At 71.3% G+C, this 974-nt stretch carries 1 protein-coding gene; it reads right to left on the bottom strand.

Translation table 11 applies throughout. The features are described from left to right. Positions 1–45: 45 nt before the first annotated feature. On the bottom strand, positions 46–974 hold a 929-nt coding region (locus tag AC2CJA_RS26870), incomplete at its 5' end, for a lysophospholipid acyltransferase family protein (RefSeq protein WP_484605238.1).

Here is a 974-nt window from a genome sequence, read left to right as displayed (position 1 = left end):
GAAGAGCACCGGCCGCCCGGAGCCCGTACCGTCGGAAGCGCCCGCTCAGAAGAACACCGAACGCCGCCTCACCAGCAGCCGGTAGAGGGTGTGCTGAATCGTCTCGCGCACCTGGTCGGTGAGGTTGAACATCAGCATCGGGTCGTCGACCGCCTCCGGCGGGTAGTCGTCCATCGGGACCGGCTCACCGAACTGGATCGTCCACTTCGTCGGCAGCGGCACCATCCCCAGTGGCCCCAGCCAGGGGAAGGTGGGCGTGACCGGGAAGTACGGGATGCCCAGCAACCGCGCCAGCGTCCTGAGATCGCCCACCATCGGGTAGATCTCCTCCGCCCCGACGATCGAGCACGGCACGATCGGCGCCCCGGTCCGCAGCGCGGTCGAAACGAAGCCGCCGCGCCCGAACCGCTGGAGCTTGTAGCGCTCGGAGAACGGTTTCCCCAGCCCCTTGAAGCCCTCCGGCATCACCCCGACGACCTCGCCCCGCTCCAGCAGCCGCTGGGCGTCCTCCGCGCACGCCAGGGTGTGCCCGGCCTTCCGGGCCAGCTCGTTGACGACCGGCAGCATGAAGACCAGGTCGGCCGCCAGCAGTCGCAGGGCCCGCTCGGCCGGGTGGTGGTCGTGCACGGCGACCTGGAGCATCAGCGCGTCCAGCGGCAGTGTCCCGGAGTGGTTGGCGACCACCAGCGCGCCGCCCTCGGACGGGATGTTCTCGACGCCGAGCACCTCGACCCGGAAGTACCTCTCGTACACCGGCCGCAGCATCGACATCAGCACGTGGCCGGTGAGATCGGCGTCGTAGCCGAACTCGTCGACCTCGTACTCCCCGGTGATCCGACGCCGCAGGAAGGCCAGCCCCTCTGCGACCCTGCGGTCCCAGTCGCCCCTGCCCCGCTCGCCCGGTTCCTCACGCCGCGTCCGGGGAGCGCCTCCCGAGCCGCCTCCCGGACCGGGCCGCGCGCCCACCGGTGCGC

Source organism: Streptomyces sp. ATLC9, from assembly GCF_057196705.1.
This window is presented reverse-complemented; position numbering and strand designations above follow the sequence as displayed.